Consider the following 18035-nt stretch of genomic DNA (forward strand, 5'->3'; position numbering starts at 1 on the left):
TTATTGCTTTTTTCTTGGTGTGGTATATGAACTTAACTAGCCCTAAGGTTTCTACTATGTTTTTTGATCAGATTATTACAGTAACGGATCACAATGTTACTTGGGAAAAAATCCAAAATTGTCTTTATAATCTTTATGGAGAAGCAACATATAATAGCTGGCTGAGTTCACTAAAATTTGTCAGTAGCAGAAATGGGGAAGTTCTTTTATCCGTGTCAACAAGGTTTATAAAAGAGTGGATTACAGTTCATTACATGAAAAAAATATTATCATTATGGCAAAGCGAAGATAAAAGTATACGTTCTATTGATATTCAAGTAATTGAGGAAAGGAATTCAAATTTTAATGTTATACTAAAAAACAGAGAGGAAAGTAATCATAATCTTGGTTCGCCGCTGGATCCAAGGTTCACCTTTGATAATTTTGTAGTGGGAAAGCCAAATGAATTAGCATTTACGGCGGCAAAGCGTGTGGCAGAATCTATAGATCCAATATTAGGCAGCAATCCTTTGTTTCTATATGGTGGAGTGGGACTTGGTAAAACACATCTAATGCATGCTATAGCTTGGCACATAGTCAATTCCCCATCAGCAAAAAGAAAAGTGGTGTATTTATCAGCAGAGAAATTCATGTACCAATATATTACAGCGCTGCGAAGCAAAGATATTATGTTATTTAAAGAGCAATTTAGATCAGTAGATGTATTGATGGTAGATGATGTGCAATTTATCAGTGGTAAAGATAGTACACAAGAAGAATTTTTTCACACTTTCAATGCATTGATAGACCAAAATAAGCAATTGGTTATATCAGCTGATAGGTCTCCTAGTGATCTTGATGGAGTGGAAGAAAGAATAAAATCACGACTCGGTTGGGGGTTGGTGGCAGATATTAATGAAACAACTTTTGAATTAAGGCTTGGTATATTGCAGGCAAAAGTGGAGCAGATGAATATGTATGTTCCGAAAGATGTCCTAGAGTTTTTAGCAAGGAACATAAAATCTAATATAAGAGAATTAGAAGGAGCATTAAATAAGGTTACCCATACCTCATTAATTGGAAGAAGTATGACGGTAGAATCAGCTAGTGAAACCCTAATCGATCTTCTTAGGTCAAATCATAGGTCAGTCACAATAGAAGAAATACAAAAGAAAGTAGCTGAATTTTTCAATATAAAGGTTGCAGATATGCAATCCAATAGAAGGCTTCGCAGTCTTGCAAGGCCAAGACAAATAGCTATGTATTTTGCCAAAAAATTTACGCAAAAAAGCCTACTAGATATTGGGAGAAACTTTGGTGGCAGAGACCATGCTACTGTTATACATGCAGTAAAACAAGTAGAAAATTTTATAAAGACCGACTCAAAATTTGCTGATGAAATCAATCGATTAAAAAAAATGTTTAAGTAGCGTTTTTAAAATAGCTAATAACAAATCCTAAAATGAATCGACTATAGTTTTAATCCGTTTAAGTTTAAAATCTTCTGTTAGCTTCGCAGAATACATTTCCTTATTGTGTTGGTTATAGAAGGTAAATTCGTGATCATCTAGATTTAGTATTGCAAAGCCAAAGCCAAAAAAGTTTCTAACCTCGTGTGCTAAGTAGTTTTTACCATTTGAATAGTCAAATTCTACATTTTGATAAACGTGCTCTTGATCTTGAGCGTGTAATGATGCACCACCGTTTCCAACTATAATTTGGTCTGGAACATTATCCATTAATAAAATCTGGGCTATATGAATGTGGCCAGAAACTATGGTAGTAACATTGCTTGGAAATTTATCTCCAAAAGCTTCGATTTGTGTAAGATTACCATGGCTTTTTAATGTCAAAAATTCTTTTTTTGGAGATCTCCAAAGCGGTTTATGAGTTAAAAACCACATGGGCTTGTCAGAACTATTTTGTATCAATTTATCAAATTGCCTCTCAAAAGCATCAATTGTGCTTTGGGTTGTAAAAATATCCTCACCGGATGAAGAGTCGAAGATAAAAAATTTCATCGGTCCAGCATCTAAGGACCAACTAAAAACGAAGTTTCCACATTTTTCAGACGAAAAGGGGTATGAATCTAGATACCTGAACCATCCTTCATAAGCTCTATCACAACTCTCATGGTTTCCACGAACAAAAAGGAAAGGGGATTGTGATAAAATATCCTTTGCAGGCTCAAACCAATCAGCGTACCAAACTTCTTTATTATATCCATAAATATCGCCACACTTTTTTGTATTTCTACATTTTGTTTGTCTATAATGATAATCACCAACATGGATAATTAAATCTGGTTTATGAAGGGCGATTGAATCTAAATTTTTTTTTAAAGGCCAGCTATCTACCGAATTACATTCCTGCTGAAATAACATATTTATTCTACAGCCCGTGTCACCAATAAAAGCAATTTTATTAACCTTTTCTGGTAATATAGGAACCCGTAGACCCTCAATACTAATGTTTTTGGCACTTGTTTGTACTGTCAGTTCACAAACTGTTTCGTTATGATCACCATTGTTAATTGAGCTGCGATTCAGCATTTCTGTTTCCTCGCCATTGACATAAACAATGGGACACATGTCATTGTCCGTAATTGCGCGTATGCTTAATTTATTTTCTGGGATAACTTGAGACCATGTGTATAATATTTGTGCATGGACGAAATGAAAGCTAGTTATAAGAGAGAGAGCTAAAAAAATAAAGATATTAGCTATATTCATTTGTATAAAAACCTAAGTTAAAAATTAGTAGTAAGGTTATCTTAAATGATTAAAATTTATAATCACAAAACTCATAATCAAATTATACAAACAATTTCTAAATTATTCTAGTATCAGATTGACACTCTAGATGAAAAATTCTAAAATGATTAAGTAATTTAAAATAATTATATAAAAACTAGAATATAGTGCGGCCGTGGTGGAATTGGTAGACACGCAGCGTTGAGGTCGCTGTGGCTCATAAGGCCTTGGAAGTTCAAGTCTTCTCGGCCGCACCAGTTTTTATCGCTGTTTAATATGGGTAAAAATGTTTATAGGAAATCAGAGTAGCAATAAGGTAGAAAGAGCTATCAGCGAAATCAGGCGCGGTCGGCCAATTGTAATATATGATGAAAGTAATTACCTATTGTTTGCTGCTGCTGAGGCTTTAGAAAGAGATTTATTTAATCAATACAAGCTTATATCAAGTAATGTATATGTTACTTTAACTTCAAGTAAGGTAAAATACATATCTCAGAATAAAGAACATAACAGCAAACGTCTGTTGGTGAATAATTTTGATGAACTGCTCCATTTAATAAACTGTTCAAAGGAAGATTGCATAAAAGAGTTGCAATGCTCAAAGACAATAGATGAATGTGCTATTGCCTTGCTTAAGTTCTCAGAATTATTGCCATACGCGTTAGTGGCTGATATGGCTTTTGAGAATAACCATGAAATGCGAAATTGGTGCGAGAAAAATGACGTTATTGCACTGGACACGTCATTCATAAATAATTTTCAAGAAAATCAGGATTTATATGAAGTGTGCAAAACATCATTATTTTTAAAACAGACTGAAGAAGTAAATATCATATCTTATAGAACCGAAAGTGGTGGAAGAGAACATCATGCAATTATCATTGGCAATCCAGATAAAGATGACGAACCATTAGTGAGAATTCATTCTTCGTGCTATACGGGTGACTTGTTAGATAGCTTGTCATGCGATTGCAGAAGTCAGTTACATCAAGCAATTCAAATGATAGCTGACTCTGGAAGTGGTATTATATTATATTTGATGCAAGATGGAAGAGGCATTGGTTTAACTAGTAAGTTAAGAGCGTACAGTATGCAAAGAGGACATAATCTTGATACTGTTGATGCAAATAGAATATTGGGTTTTGAAGATGATGAAAGGAGTTTTGCTGTTGCAGCTAAAATGCTTAAGAAATTGAACATTAACAAAATCCAATTACTTACAAACAATGATAGGAAATTGTCAGAATTAGAAAGTAGTGGTATAGGAGTTACAAAGTGTCTACCACTTATTGTGGAACGTAATAAATATAACGATTCATATATGGAGACAAAGTTTGGTAAATTAGGCCATAGATTAAGAGTTTTTTAGCTTTTTTGCTGTAACTACTTTGTTAATTTGCTATGTTTATTAACATAAGTTAAGATTTTTAGGAATACTAAAATGCTAAGATTTTTTAAGCGAGAAAAAAATACTGAATCCTTAGATAAGGATATAAATTGGAATTCAACTCGCTACAGCACAGTTATTGCTCAAAGAAATATTCTACTTTTATTTGCATTAATATTATTAGCAACGATCTCTATCAGCATATTAGTCATATTTAAAATTAGCACAAGTAGCACTATTGAGCCATTTGTTATAGAAATTGACAAGAAATCAGGAATAGTGCAATTGGTTGATTCTGTCACAGTAAAACAGTATTCTGCAGATGAAGCGCTAAACGATTATTTTATTTCAGAGTATATAAAAGCAAGAGAGGTTTTTGATCCATATCATTATAACTATAACTATTATACAAAGGTGAGGTTGTTTTCCTCACCTAATGTGTATAATGAATTTAGAAATTATGTAGGATCGCAGAATATGGATGATCTTTTTAATTTATATTCAGATACCAAAAGTGAATTTAAAATTCGCTCAATTCAAAAGTTGGGTAACGATGCTCTTCAGGTGAGGTTTTTTGTGGAATTTATACGGAAAGATGGAAGTTCCACGAGAAAAAATAAGATAGTTATTATGTCATATAGATATGCATCGCTTGAAATGGATGATCAGCAAAGATATATTAACCCATTAGGATTTCAAGTTATTTCATATAGAGTAGATGATGAATATGTATAGGATATTATTAGTTTTAGCTTTACTTGTAAGTGGCAATTTAAACGCATCCATTAATTATAATGAGCCTATTTCTATAGATAGTAGAATAAAGACTTTTGTGTATAGCCCTAATGAAGTATTTACGGTGGTTTTTAGTCAGGGTTACTATTCTTATATTGAATTTGCGGAAGGAGAAAAAGTTAAAAATATCGCTGTTGGTGATGCATCAAGTTGGAAAATTAATCCTTATGACAATAAATTGCTTATCATGCCATTTGAAGTTAGTAGTCGCACTAACATGATTATTACGACAACTAAAAAAAGAAATTACATTTTTGATTTAATCTCAAGGCCAAACTACGATAAATACCCGGATACTGATGCTAAGAAAGTAGATCACGATTATTCTGCTGAAAAGGATATATCTTACGTAGTACGTTTTTATTATCCTCAAGAAGAAGGTGAATTTGATGTTGATTTAGATGAGGTTTCTTTACCTACTCAAATGCAATATACTGCAGACAAGCTAGAAAAAATAATACAAGAAAATGATACGAAGTACAATTATACATATATTGATGAAGGTGGTAATGCGGATATAGTTCCGATTGAGTTATTTGATGATGGTTATTTAACCTATTTAAAATTTAGAAATAATAATAAAATACCTCAGGTTTTTGTAGAAGGGGAGGATAAACCTTGTAAAAGGCTGTTATTTGATGATTATGTTATAATAAAAGGAGTACATAAAAAGCTATTTATGCGTTATGAAGATGGTGAAGTTGAAATTATAAATAGGTCACTTTAGCTGTGGTACACGCAATATGAATAAAGAAAGGCGTAACAATTCAGAAGATGAATCAGAAATAGAGAATAAGGTAGTAACAGTTGGCTCTAATCAAGGTCATAGGGCATTGATGGTCATTATTTTAGTGCTTCTGGCTGGTGGAGTGTATTATCTCTATTTTAGTCCTTCTCCTAAAGAGGGTTTAGAAGTTATTAAAAAAGAGGAAACAAAGCAAAACGTTCAAGAATTGAAAGGAAAGTTGGAACAAGTTCCAGATAATGTAATGGTTCCTGAAAGAATAATAACTGATCCCTTACCACCCTTACCTCCTCTTCCTACACCACCAATCATACCAGAAATAAAACAAATTAGAAAAGAAGAAGAGAAACCAAAAGAAACTCCTGTGTCAAATATACCTACTTTGCCAAAGCAAAATTTTCCTTCTAGTAATGTTATGGCCAATTTACCTACCTCGTTTCCTACAATAGGGGGGGGAGGTTATCCTAGAGACAGACGTAGTGCACAAATGTTAACAATTTCAGGTGGTAGTGGAGAGAACAAAGCTGCTGATGCTATTTTATCCGACACTTCAGCACAATCGAGCAAAGCTACCAGAGTAGGAAAGCTTGGTTTAATGATTACTCAAGGTAAAATTATTGATGCTGTTCTTGAAACTGCAATAAACTCTGATCTGCAAGGAATGCTGCGTGCTATGGTGAGTAGAGATGTTTATGCAGAAACTGGTGATACAGTTTTAATACCTAAAGGCTCAAGATTGATAGGCAGTTATTCATTTGACTCGAATGTTGCTAAATCTCGTGTAAATATAAACTGGAATAGAGTGATTCTGCCACATGGAATAGATATTGCAATCTCATCACTTAGTACTGACGAACTTGGTAGAGCAGGAATAGCAGGAATAGTTGATAACAAAATAGTAAGTGCGTTATTCTCTTCAGTGACACTTGCTGGTGTTTCGATTGGTTCTGCTGTTATAGGGCAAAAGGCTTCTAATCTTGTTGATACGCTAACTGTCAAAGATGCAGTAAAGTCTATCACTGCAACCGAAATAGATTTTTCTGCACTCAAAGATGTTATTGGTGAAGCAGCAAAGGGTATATCTAGTGACAAATGGAAATTAGGCCTTGGGGCTATCGGAAGAATTCGGAGTGCCAAAAGCAGACAAGAGTTACTAAAAATAATGAAAGAGGAAATAGCAAAAGCACTAGGACTTAAAGAAGATGAGATAAATATAAGCCTGGAAAATGTAAATCAACTGTTAGAACAAATTCAAAGAGGAAGCAAGTCTGTTTATGATGAAGCAATCGGGAAATCAATCGAGGATTTTTCTAAAGACATGCGAGATATAGTAGGCAGATATACAGATAAAAAACCAACTATTTATGTTGATCAAGGCACTGCATTGAAAGTATTTGTTAACCAAGATATAGTATTTCCTTCACAGGCAATATTAAATCAATGAAATGAACTATGCTGCACTTGATACATATTTGGAGCCATTACAAGGCATATTTCAAGAAGAAGGCGTAAATGAAATATCAATAAATAAGCCAAAGGAAGTATGGATTGAAAATCGCGGTGAAATAAGGTGTGAAAAATTAGAAGTATTCGATCTTAACCATTTGAAATCTCTTGGCAGACTGATTGCTCAAGCTACAGAACAAAAACTTAGCGAAGAAGCACCTTTACTTTCGGCAACATTACCAAATGGTTATCGTATACAGATAGTATTTCCGCCAGCATGTGAACCTGATAAAGTAGTCATGTCGATTCGTAAGCCTTCTAGCATGCAGTTAGCACTCGATGATTACGAAAAAATGGGGGCTTTTTCTGAAACTGTTACAGAAGCAACTGATAATCCAGTTGACCGTCATTTGGATTTACTGTTAAGGCAAAAAAAAATAAAAGAGTTTTTAGAATACGCTGTAATAAGTAAGAAAAATATTATAATTAGTGGTGGAACTTCCACTGGTAAGACTACTTTTACTAATGCTACTTTGCGTGCTATTCCAGCTGAGGAAAGAATTATTACTGTTGAGGATGCAAGGGAAATCGTTTTGAACGATCATCCCAATAAAGTCCATCTAATTGCCTCTAAAGGAGGGCAGGGCAGAGCAAAAGTAACCACTCAAGATTTGATAGAATCGTGCTTACGTTTAAGACCAGACAGAATAATAGTTGGTGAGCTCCGTGGAGCGGAAGCTTTTAGTTTTCTTAGGGCGATAAATACTGGTCACCCTGGATCAATATCAACCCTTCATGCGGATAGTCCAACAATGGCCCTTGAGCAAATAAAATTGATGGTTATGCAGGCAAATCTTGGCATTCCTCCAGACCAAATTATACCATACATTAGAAATGTGATTGATATTGTTATTCAGCTAAAAAGAACCGGTGGGGGCAAAAGAAGCATTTCTGAGATATTATTTACTAGATCTGCGAGCGAAAATGCTTAAATTTATACATAAGTTAAGGAAGAGTAGTTTATGAGTAATGGGAATCACCTACGTAATATTCTCATAGGAGGTGTAGTAGCTTTTAGCGTACTTGAGTTTTGCTTCTATCTATCTGGTATATTGTTTGTTCTGTTTGCTGATGGTCCGGATGCTGTGGATTTTAAGGCAATTAATCCTAGTTTGACGCCTTTCCCTCAAGCTCTTTGGCCAACGATTTTTGATCATATACAATATTGTTGGCATCATCCAGAGTTATATAGCCTTGAGCTCAAAATCACATTAATTATATCTTTTGCACTGCCTATCATTGTTTTAATGATTATTTTGTGGAATTTAAGAGAAAGGATAATTGAGTGGCGACCATTTAAAAAGAAAGAATCACTTCATGGAGATTCGCAGTGGGCATCAGAGAAAGACATACGAAAAGCAGGATTAAGAAGCAAAAAGGGATTATTGCTTGGTAAAGATAAAAGAGGATACTTCATTTCTGATGGGTTTCAGCATGCATTGTTATTTGCACCTACAGGTTCTGGTAAGGGTGTTGGCTTTGTAATTCCTAATTTATTATTTTGGACTGACTCGGTAATTGTACACGACATAAAATTAGAAAACTATGAAATAACAAGTGGTTGGCGAGAACGACAAGGACAAAAAGTATACGTATGGAATCCAGCGCAGCCAGATGGAATAAGTCACTGTTACAATCCATTACAATGGATTAGTGAAAAACCTGGGCAGATGGTTGACGATGTGCAGAAAATAGCTAACCTAATCATGCCTGAACAAGACTTTTGGCAAAATGAAGCAAGAAGCTTATTTGTTGGAGTGGTATTATACTTACTTGCTGCACCAGAGAAAGTTAAATCTTTTGGTGAAGTTGTGCGTACGATGCGTAGTGATGACGTGGTTTATAATCTTGCTGTTGCTCTTGATACAATGGGTAAAATACTACACCCTGTAGCATATATGAATATTGCAGCTTTTTTACAAAAAGCTGATAAAGAAAGGTCAGGTGTTGTATCAACCATGAACTCATCACTTGAATTGTGGGCAAACCCATTGATTGATACTGCAACTGCGTCAAGTGATTTTAATATTTTAGATTTTAAAAAGAAGAAAATTACAGTTTATGTTGGTTTAACTCCTGACAACTTGACTAGGCTCAGGCCTTTAATGCAGGTTTTTTACCAACAGGCAACTGAGTTTTTATGTAGAAAATTGCCATCCGATGATGAGCCTTATGGTGTATTGTTTTTAATGGATGAGTTTCCTACACTTGGAAAAATGGAGCAATTTCAAACAGGTATTGCATATTTTCGTGGTTATCGAGTTAGGTTATTCTTAATTGTTCAAGATACTGAGCAGCTCAAAGGAATATACGAAGAAGCAGGGATGAACTCCTTTTTGTCAAACTCGACTTACAGAATAACTTTTGCAGCCAATAATATTGAAACAGCTAATTTAATATCGCAACTTATAGGAAACAAAACTGTACAACAAGAATCGTTGAATAAGCCTAAATTTTTAGATTTAAATCCTGCTTCAAGGTCATTACATATCTCTGAAATACAGAGAGCATTGCTATTGCCTCAAGAAGTTATTATGTTGCCACGTGACGATCAGATAATTTTAATAGAGTCGACTTACCCAATTAAATCAAAGAAAATTTTGTACTACAGTGATACCACCTTCACAAAAAGGCTGCTCAAACAAACTCGTGTGCCTACACAAGAACCATATGACCCAAACAAAGTTCTTTCTGCCGCTGCGAGCAAAGAGAAGGTTAATAACGAGGGGAATAATGCTCTTGAGGGACCTAATTCAGTTGATTATCCTGCTGAAACTAAAACAGAAGATGCAGTATATGATGAATCAGATGAATTTGCAGACGAAGATATTGATGATGAAGATATTGACGATAAGTTTGAAGATGATGATGACGAGGAAGAGGAGGATAGGAGTGATGATGGGTTTGACGACGAAGAAGAGGAGGATGAATTTGAAGATGAGGATATTGACGATAAATTAAAAAATGACGAGAAGTAAGGTTAACTTTGCCTATTTTTAGCTTGGAAAAGTGCAAGTTATGCAAATAATTAGGTTTTTCATATTAAGCCATTTTTAATTAATTAGTATTAGATTAGCTATTTTAACTAGGGAAGATGGTATGAATAAGTATTGCTTGGTTGGAAGCAAGAGAAGATAATAACTTCTCAGAGTGGATAGGTGGCAGGTTGGATGTTTTTCTGAAGCACTTTCTGCCCAGGGAGTAGAAAGAAGACTTCGTGGGGGAGATTAACTGCCCCTGCCACCGAAAATCATCGTGAGGCTCACAAAATGTGATGACCTCGTATAGGAGTTTGGAACAACCGGCAATATTCTACTCTGATATATTGAAATATGCAATTGGAGGAAAAAATATGCGTCACATTGGAGTTGATTTACATACCAATAGTTTTACTGCTTGTTACTTACAAGAAGGGAAACCTGAGCATATTCAAACGTTTCGCTTAAAAGACTTGGATAATTTCACCAAAGATCTTCAAGAAACATATGAAGTAGCCATAGAAGCAACAGGTAACAGCTGTTTCTTTTATGATGCAGTTTCACCTTACGTTAAACGCATAGTAATAATTGCTCCTGGACAGTTTGAAGTTGTTCGTCGCTCTGTGAACAAAACAGATAAGCATGATGCGCGAGCTATTGCTTTCTTTCTAAGCAAAGATATGTTGCCTGAGGCAAGGTGCAAAAACAAACAATGCCAGCAGTTAGCTTCTCTTCTTCAAACGAGAGATCAGTTAGTAAAGTCACGGGTATCTTTAATCAATAAAGTTCATGGTCTTTTTAATTATCATGGAATAAAAATTAAAAAAGAAGTACTTACAACTAAAGTAGGATTTGAGCGTGCTACTCAAAAGCATAATTGGGAGCCTTTAGAAAAAGTTGAAATTGAAGTGATTAGCTATCATTTAGAAGCTATCCGAGAAAGCCTTAAAAAACTTGAAAAGGAAATTATAGCTTTTGCTAAACAACTTCCTGGGTTCAGCAATCTTATCAGCATAAAGGGAATTGGTCCAATTTCTGCAGCTGTCTTTATTGCAACAATTGGAGACATTAATGATTTCCGTAGACCTGAGAAACTTACTGCATATTTTGGAGTTGTACCAAGAGTTTCTCAATCTAATCAGCAATGTACAATTGGAAGAATTACCAAACGAGGGTCAAAAATAGCGCGTACTTCTTTAGTTCAATGTACTTGGATTGCTGTACGTTACAGTCCTTACTTGAAAAGTTTTTATGAACATATAAAAAAGAAGCGTGGTTCTGCTAAAGCTATAACTGCTACTGCTAGGAAATTTCTTATAACTATTTTCTATACTCTTAAAAATGACTGGGTTTTTAAAGATTTCACAAAATTTGAAATTTCTACTGGACAATAATCATAGGAGATAAGCATATACGTATGATCAAAAAGCCAGTACATGGGACAGTAAAGATTTATTTAAATGGTAAAGAAGAGAGTGAATATTCAGTAAATTATTCAACGGGAGAAATAACATTTATGAAGCCACCAGTAAAAGATGCGATAATCACTGCGAGCTTCGAATTTGATGTGCCCGTACGCTTTGATACAGATTACTTAAACGCTTCTATTGATGACTATGGAAGCAATAGCTGGAATAATATCCCCTTGGTGGAAGTGAAATTTTAGTTATAGGCAAGCATAGATCCACATCATAGTAGGGCTACTAGTTACCATCAATTGAAAAAATTAAGCACCACTGAGGCTCTATATTTAAATGAGCCTTAGTATATGTATCTGTTCAGCAGAGTGGCAAAATAAGGTAGACGAGAAAAGACAACTATAGGAACAAATGGGTGTCATGCCAGTGCGTGACACTGGCATCCAGTCCTTTTGCACAGTTCCATCAAAAACGTTGTAAAGGATTAACCGCTTTCGTGTTTACCAACTTAGTGCCCAATCTGGATCCCAGTGGGCTTTGTTGCATAGCAACCGAAAAAATCTGGCAGTTACTGACAAAATTCATTATAAAATAGCCATTTAACCGACAAAGGAAAAATATGCCAGTCAAAATGAAAGTCAGTAACCATAGCGAATATAACAAATTTCTCCAAGAAAGAGGAAGCATTTTTTGTTATATCAATGACGCCATAGAAAATTGGTACGAGAATTGTCCAAAAATGCAGGGCGGCAACTATATTTATAGTGATAAAGTTGTAATTTTGGTGCATATAATCACCAGTCTCTTTAGAATTGGCTTAAGACAAACGGTGGGATTTATAAAAGGATATTTGCAACAAATAGGAAGAAGTTTGCAAGTTATCAGCTATTCCCAGGCTTCAAGAAGGTTTAAGAAACTTAATATTAAGATAAATGATTGCAGAAAATAATATGGAAGATATCGAAATTGCTATAGACAGTACAGGAATTAGTATATACAACAACACACAGCAAGGAAAATAGCACTGACAGAAAATATCGTGGCTATGAGCAAACAAGAAAATTGCACGTAATGTTGAATATAAACAGCAAAAAAGCCATAGCTGTAAAATACAGTAACGGTCTGATCACTATGGAGCTTGTGATTTGCTAAAAGAAGTTCATGCCATAAAAGCACTATATGCAGATAGAGCATATGATTACATGGTGAAGATGGCATGAAAGAATGGAAAAAAGAAGTAAATTATGGCTTATGTTGAAGGGTTTTTCTCAAGATTAAAGCAAATATTTGGATTTAGTTTTAGGAATAAATCTGAGATAAATCGAGAAAAAGAACTGTTAATCAAATGCTATTTGCTCAATAAATTCACTGATATTGGTATGGCTAAATTTGAGATAGTTACATGAATTTACCATAAATCACCATCTCATAAAGTGCGATGCAACAAAGCCCACTGGAATCCAGCCTTTATTATGCAGCCACTTGGTTGAAATTAAGTCTTCTGGATCCAAGTAGTCAGGGCACTGGAATGACACCATTCTTTTTCCTGGATCCAAGTAGTCAGGGCACTGGGATGACACCTCCGTGCACTGCCGTCATAAAGGAACCAGTGTCAGCTACTTGGATGACAGCTAGCCTGACAACCGTCATCCCGCTGCTTGTTAGCGGGATCTAGAGATACCGTGACGGTATGACGTAGGGAAACCTTTCTTGGGTTAGCCCTATAAAACTAATCAGCATCTTGTTTAGCACATATAAATTAAGTTTCATAAATATAGTGCTAAACCTTGAAAATATGTTATAGCTACTTCTTCCAATTTAGTGGTGGGTTTTAACAGTACACATGTCGCTTTACTATCTACCAACTCAATCACCATAGAAGCTACAGTCATTACTTTGCATCCACTTATATTCCGTACTTTAACATTTGTTCTACTTTCTATAGGAAGCTTTACCTCCCCTACATCATTACGTACAGCAGTATGATTTATTTCATTTTTAGTTCCACTACTATGCTGCAACAAGATATTCCCATTAACTTTTATTTCAACATTTTTGTCACTACTACCATTGTTAAAATTTAATCCCTCATCTCTTCTACTTTGTCTTTTTTCTTTTAATTTTAATTCAGTTTCTCTTTCATCAAGTACGGAAACGGTAGGAAATGGGATGTGAGTTTTTTCCTGACCATCTTGATTTATAGCTCTTGTTGTATTAAAAACTTCGTTGCTTTGATATGATATTGTATAAGTAAGTGGTGTGTAGATTTTTTCTTCACTATCTTGATATTTTATAGTTATTGTTGCATTAAGAATGTCTTTCAGAATATCGTTTTCTCTAGCTATGTCTAAAATTTCTTGAATAACTTTGCGATCATGTAATGCGGCAAGTACTTTATCAGTTACTTTTTGATTATTTTTATGTTTTATGGTTATTGTTGTGTTAAGAATGTCTTTCAGAATACCGTTTTCTTTAGCTACTCTTAACATTTTCTCAACAGCTATACTATCTTTACGTAGTATAGCATAAGCAAGTGGTGTACAAGTTTCTTCCTGACCATCTGGATATTTTATAGTTGTTGTTGCGTCAAGAATGTCTTTCAGAATACCGTTTTCTTTAGCTACTCTTAACATTTTCTCAACAGCTATACTATCTTCACGTAGTATAGCATAAGTAAGTGGTGTGTAAGTCACTTCCCGGCTATCTGAATGTTTTATAGTTGTTGTTGCGTTAAGAATATCTTTCAGAATACTGTTCTCTTCAGCTGCTACTAGAATTTCTTTAATAATTTTGCTATCCTTCCTGAACATAGCAAAGGCAAGTGGTGTGTAAGTCACTTCCCGGCTATCTAAATGTTTTATAGTTATTGTTGTGTCAAGAATATCTCTCAGAATACCGTTTTCTTTAGCTACTCTTAACACTTTCTCAACAGCTATACTATCTTTACGTAGTATAGCAAAAGCAAGTGGTGTGTAAGTCACTTCCCGGTCTAGATATTTCATAGTTGTTGTTGTGTTAAGAATATCTTTCAGAATACTGTTCTCTTCAGCTGCTACTAGAATTTCTTTAATAGCTTTGCTATCCTTCCAGAACATAGCATGAGCAAGTGGTGTGTAAGTCACTTCCCGGCTACCTGGATATTTTATAGTTGCTGTTGTGTTAAGAATATCTTTCAGAATACCATTCTCCTTAGAGACTTTTAAAATTTCTTCAATAGCTATACTATCTCCACATAGTATAGCATAATCAAGTGGTGTAACAGTTGCTCTCCGACTATCTGAATATTTTATAGTTGTTGTTGCGTTAAGAATATCTTTCAGAATATCGTTTTCTTTAGAGACTTTTAAAATTTCTTCAATAGCTTTGCTATTTTTATATAATATGGCATAAGTAAGTGGTGTGCAAATTAATGAATCATCACTAATTATTTTTGCACTAAGAACACTCTTTAAAAGGTTGCTCAATTTGGCTTGTTGCAAAATATCCTTTACAGCTTGACTATTCTCGCAAAATGTAGCATGAGTAAGTAGTGTAAAAGTTGATTCTTTACCCCGATGTTTGCTTACTTCCGTAGTAAGAATCCTTTGTTTTTTCTCTTTAGATATTTTTTCTAGTTCTTCAGCAATGCTACTTTTTTTGCCTTTTATTTTTGATGCTAATTTCAAAATACTTTTTTTATCTTTCTCTTTCAATTTCGAATCATTTACCTGATAAATCATTTTTCCTTCCAAGATCTTTCCTAAATTAGACATAATATTTCCTCTCTTCTTTTTAAGATTATAGTATTTGCTTTTATAAATCAGTTGTGTTGACAATGTATTAATTGCATAGCTCAGACATTGTTTTATAAAGCAAAATTTTAGTAGACCACCTTACAAGAACGTTTCTTGCTAATTCTGAATCAGAAAAAAGGACGCAGTAAAGTCATTTGTAAGGGAAGAATGAAACTTGTAGCTATAGCTAAACTGACTTACGACAATTTGAAAAATGACAAATTCGTTATCCCAGTGCCCAGACACTGGGATCCAGGAAACTTAACTCTACACCAAGTAAATGTACAATAAGAACTAGATTCCAGCGTCACGCGCTGGAATGACATCATAGGGGCTACTCGGATGACAAAAAAAGGAGCACTGGCATGACACCTCTCTTGGGCTCTTTTAGCCACAAACGTTAAGAAATTTACCAAACGAAAAAAAAGGCAAAAGAAGCCCTAACCATTGTCTATTTTCAGTATTGGCGTTTTTAAGTCTTAAACGCTGCAATTTAGCTGCTTTTAAATGCAACTAACCTTAGCTTTAATATTTAAGAAATTTACCAGGCAGAAAAAAAAGGCATAGAAAACCCGCAGTAGCTAGTTATTCACTCTCTATTTTAAAATTTGACGTTGGGTGATGTCTTGAACGCTTTATAAGCGCGTTTCAGCTTATATAGGTAAAAACCTAGAAATTTGATAAAGACATAAGGTACACATAGTGCAAAAAATTAAGCATAGTACGCCAAATACAAGTTTTCTTGTCGTTTTAATCTGCACAGATTGGGAAGTTAAATGAAATAGCTTCAGTACCATGATAAGGGGGCTGGCGAGGTTTGTCAAGTAAGTTTTTCGTTTCTGTGTTGTCAATTATCTGGATGACAGACCATTGATTGTATGGGTTCCATCTGTTATATATAATCTTTTTGAATACAAAGAAAACTGATGAATGAGTATGATATTACGGTTATAGGTAGCGGTCCTGGTGGTTATATAGCGGCAATTAGGGCGGCACAGCTTGGGTTTAAAACTGCAATTGTGGAAAAAGAAAAAAATTTAGGCGGTATATGCTTAAATTGGGGATGTATACCAACAAAATCACTGCTTAGAGCATCTGAGGTTTATAGGCTAATAAAAAGATCAAAAGAGTTTGGTATAGAAGTAAAAGGAGCGAGTTTTGATATACAATCAATAGTGAAATATTCAAGAAGCGTTGTTGATAAATTATCAAGTGGCGTTGCATATTTGATGAAAAAAAATAACATCAAAGTTCATCAAGGCTTTGGTAAACTTGCAGGCAATAGTACTATAAAAGTTGTTAGCGATAAGGAAGAACAAGAAATTGTTTCCAAGCATATCATTTTAGCAACAGGCGTGAGGGCACGGAATCTGCCTGGAATAGAAGCAGATGGAGATTTAATATGGAATGCGCAGCACGCTATGATTCAAGAGAGATTACCAAAATCGCTACTAATTATAGGGTCTGGTGCAATTGGAATAGAATTTGCAAGTTTTTATAGTACTTTGGGGGTTGATGTAACAATCATAGAGATAAAGAGCACTATTTTACCGCTGGAGGATAAAGACATTTCAGATTTAGCACAAGAAATATTCACAAAACAGGGGATAAAAATATATACAAGCAATAGCGTAAAAGCTCTTACTAAAAGTAAAGACTCTGCTCAAGTGCTATTAAATAGTGGTGAGAGCAAAGAATTTGATAGGGTGATTGTTGCTGTTGGAATTCAAGCAAATATTGAAAATATAGGTTTAGAAAATACAAAAATTAAATTAAGCCCTTCTGGTTTTATTGAAACGAATGAATGGTATGAAACTAGCGAATCAAATGTGTATGCAATAGGTGATGTAGCTGGCTCACCATGTTTAGCACATAAAGCAAGCCATGAAGCCGTGATCTGCATTGAAAAGATTGCTGGTAAAAATGCTCATGCGTTAAAAAAAGAATGCATACCAAATTGCACTTATTCTCATCCACAAATAGCGAGCATCGGCCTTACTGAGGAACAGGCAATAAAAGGTGGGTATGATATAAAAATAGGAAAATTTCACTCTAACTTTAATGGTAAGTCTGTTGCACTCAGTGAAACTGAAGGGTTAGTGAAAACAATTATAGATAAAAAAACCGGAGAAATTCTGGGTAGCCACATGATAGGTGCAGAAGTAACGGAGTTAATTAGCAATTTTGCTCTTGCAAAGCAACTAGAAGGAACAGACTTCGACATAAAATCTACGATTTTTCCTCATCCAACCATTTCAGAGATGATACACGAATCAGTGCTTGCTGCAGATGTTAAATAGTTGAACTAACGTTCCATTGTTTTAGAGTTGTCAATGTCTTGAGTAGTAGTTTGATTAGGCACTTTAGTTTCAATAGATTGATTACCACCAGCATCAGAATTCTGTAACTCTTCTTTCAATCCCTTAGCTGCTTCTTTGACTTCAAGCTTTGCCTTTGGATGAAGATCTTCTGGGCCTTTTCCTTTAGTATCCAAACCTTGTTGTAGATTAGTGTTTTTCATTTTATTATTCTGCTCGTGCTCAGGTAGGTCAACGACCGAATTGAAAAGAATTTTTATTATATTTTTTAGCAGTTCTAAAAAACCTCCGCTTCTGCCTTCTCTTTGTTCTTGAGGTTTATTTTTCTCATTAGGTTCTTTTTTACTATTACTTTTAGGCATTTTTAACTCAACTATCATAAA

15 protein-coding genes, 1 tRNA gene and 1 pseudogene are annotated in these 18035 nt (G+C 34.6%); 12 read left to right on the plus strand and 5 right to left on the minus strand.

The window, feature by feature from the left end; genetic code table 11:
* Positions 1-26: 26 nt before the first annotated feature.
* Positions 27-1409 (plus strand): chromosomal replication initiator protein DnaA, encoded by a 1383-nt coding sequence (gene dnaA, locus OPR57_RS06050; protein ID WP_265036284.1) that lies wholly within the window; start codon positions 27-29, stop codon positions 1407-1409.
* A 27-nt stretch (positions 1410-1436) separates the two neighbouring features.
* Here dnaA and OPR57_RS06055 read toward each other — a convergent pair whose 3' ends face one another.
* Positions 1437-2711, minus strand: coding sequence for a metallophosphoesterase family protein (locus OPR57_RS06055; protein WP_265036285.1), 1275 nt, complete (start codon positions 2709-2711; stop codon positions 1437-1439).
* Positions 2712-2901: 190 nt separating this feature from the next.
* Here OPR57_RS06055 and OPR57_RS06060 point away from each other — a divergent pair.
* The 10 genes and pseudogenes from OPR57_RS06060 to OPR57_RS08185 all read left to right on the plus strand — a co-directional run bounded on the left by OPR57_RS06060 (position 2902) and on the right by OPR57_RS08185 (position 12967).
* A tRNA-Leu gene (locus tag OPR57_RS06060) sits at positions 2902-2989 on the plus strand.
* A 29-nt stretch (positions 2990-3018) separates the two neighbouring features.
* Positions 3019-4101, plus strand: coding sequence for a GTP cyclohydrolase II (locus tag OPR57_RS06065; protein WP_265036286.1), 1083 nt, complete (start codon positions 3019-3021; stop codon positions 4099-4101).
* A gap of 72 nt (positions 4102-4173) precedes the next feature.
* Positions 4174-4854: a VirB8 family type IV secretion system protein gene (locus OPR57_RS06070; RefSeq protein ID WP_265036287.1), complete on the plus strand. Its 681-nt coding sequence runs from the start codon at positions 4174-4176 to the stop codon at positions 4852-4854.
* Positions 4841-5641: a P-type conjugative transfer protein VirB9 gene (virB9, locus tag OPR57_RS06075; protein ID WP_265037582.1), complete on the plus strand. Its 801-nt coding sequence runs from the start codon at positions 4841-4843 to the stop codon at positions 5639-5641. Before OPR57_RS06070 ends, virB9 begins: the two co-directional genes overlap by 14 nt.
* Before the next feature lie 16 nt (positions 5642-5657).
* On the plus strand, positions 5658-7103 hold the full coding sequence (locus OPR57_RS06080) for a TraB/TrbI/VirB10 family type IV secretion system protein (RefSeq protein WP_265036288.1): 1446 nt from the start codon (positions 5658-5660) through the stop codon (positions 7101-7103).
* A gap of 1 nt (position 7104) precedes the next feature.
* Positions 7105-8097, plus strand: coding sequence for a P-type DNA transfer ATPase VirB11 (gene virB11, locus OPR57_RS06085; RefSeq protein WP_265036289.1), 993 nt, complete (start codon positions 7105-7107; stop codon positions 8095-8097).
* Positions 8098-8127: 30 nt separating this feature from the next.
* Positions 8128-10143, plus strand: coding sequence for a type IV secretory system conjugative DNA transfer family protein (locus OPR57_RS06090; protein WP_265036290.1), 2016 nt, complete (start codon positions 8128-8130; stop codon positions 10141-10143).
* Between the two features lie 374 nt (positions 10144-10517).
* Complete coding sequence (locus OPR57_RS06095) at positions 10518-11537, plus strand: IS110 family RNA-guided transposase (protein ID WP_265037507.1); 1020 nt, start codon at positions 10518-10520, stop codon at positions 11535-11537.
* Positions 11538-11560: 23 nt separating this feature from the next.
* Positions 11561-11809, plus strand: coding sequence for a DUF2460 domain-containing protein (locus OPR57_RS06100; protein WP_265036291.1), 249 nt, complete (start codon positions 11561-11563; stop codon positions 11807-11809).
* 371 nt (positions 11810-12180) lie between these two features.
* A pseudogene (locus tag OPR57_RS08185) lies at positions 12181-12967 on the plus strand (transposase).
* A gap of 12 nt (positions 12968-12979) precedes the next feature.
* On the opposite strand, the gene OPR57_RS06110 reads toward OPR57_RS08185, so the two are convergent.
* The 3 genes from OPR57_RS06110 to OPR57_RS06120 form a co-directional block, all read right to left on the minus strand.
* Positions 12980-13141, minus strand: coding sequence for a hypothetical protein (locus tag OPR57_RS06110; RefSeq protein ID WP_265036293.1), 162 nt, complete (start codon positions 13139-13141; stop codon positions 12980-12982).
* Positions 13142-13327: 186 nt separating this feature from the next.
* Positions 13328-15313: a WD_0033/WD_0034 family tandem repeat-containing protein gene (locus OPR57_RS06115; protein WP_265036294.1), complete on the minus strand. Its 1986-nt coding sequence runs from the start codon at positions 15311-15313 to the stop codon at positions 13328-13330.
* A gap of 218 nt (positions 15314-15531) precedes the next feature.
* Complete coding sequence (locus OPR57_RS06120; RefSeq protein WP_265036295.1) at positions 15532-15729, minus strand: hypothetical protein; 198 nt, start codon at positions 15727-15729, stop codon at positions 15532-15534.
* Between the two features lie 531 nt (positions 15730-16260).
* Here OPR57_RS06120 and lpdA point away from each other — a divergent pair.
* The gene (gene lpdA / locus OPR57_RS06125; RefSeq protein ID WP_265036296.1) at positions 16261-17634 is read left to right on the plus strand and encodes a dihydrolipoyl dehydrogenase; all 1374 of its coding nucleotides are present in this window, start codon (positions 16261-16263) and stop codon (positions 17632-17634) included.
* Positions 17635-17639: 5 nt separating this feature from the next.
* On the opposite strand, the gene OPR57_RS06130 is transcribed toward lpdA, so the two are convergent.
* On the minus strand, positions 17640-18032 hold the full coding sequence (locus OPR57_RS06130; RefSeq protein ID WP_265036297.1) for a hypothetical protein: 393 nt from the start codon (positions 18030-18032) through the stop codon (positions 17640-17642).
* Positions 18033-18035 lie beyond the last annotated feature (3 nt).

The organism is Wolbachia endosymbiont (group A) of Anomoia purmunda (genome assembly GCF_947251545.1).
Taxonomy (GTDB): domain Bacteria; phylum Pseudomonadota; class Alphaproteobacteria; order Rickettsiales; family Anaplasmataceae; genus Wolbachia.